Raw genomic sequence first — 650 nt, 5'->3', positions numbered from 1 at the left:
TATTAAGTTACTGTATACCTATATTTAAATTTGTGTTATATTTAAAAAAAACATCACTAACGACCAAAGAGACCAAAAAAATAATGATTACTTTTTTGAAAATTAATACAATTTAATTTGAATGCTGTCTTATATAATGGAGCGTTATTTTGGATAACTAGAAAATTGGCAGTATAGAAAAAACGAATAAAAAAGGGGGTTAAAACCCCTTAATTTTGGTTAGTGAAAAAACTTTAATAAAGTCTATATTTTTCATCATTTCAGGCGGATAATTGGGTACTACACTCAGGAAAAACACTCCGTATAGTAGCGGAGAAACCATGGAGATTATCGGTCGCTGTAATCAGCATATCCTCTACGCCCCGGGATTTCAGGTCTGTCAGGATTCCCATCCAAAAACTGGCACTTTCATTCTTGCCCAGCCACATGCCCAGAACTTCTTTATAGCCATCCCGGTTCAGGCCCACAGCAAGATAAATGGTCTTGTTGACCACTTTGGAATTCTCCCTGACCTTAAAAACAATGCCATCCATCCAGACAATCAGATATACGTTGTCCAGCGGGCGGTTTTGCCAGGCGATCACATCACCCGCCACACGGTCGGTAATCCGGGAAATCGTCGATTCAGAAAGGTCAAATCCATACACATC

The 650-nt window shown here is 38.6% G+C and carries 1 pseudogene; it reads right to left on the bottom strand.

Going from position 1 to position 650, the window contains the following annotated elements:
* Positions 1-269 precede the first annotated feature (269 nt).
* A pseudogene (locus AC07UV_RS25705) lies at positions 270-647 on the bottom strand (IS256 family transposase); the annotation flags it as partial.
* Positions 648-650 lie beyond the last annotated feature (3 nt).

This window comes from Sphingobacterium sp. GW821-FHT03E03 (assembly GCF_059420745.1).
Note: the sequence above shows the minus strand (reverse complement) of the source record. Positions and strands in the feature narration are given on the sequence as shown.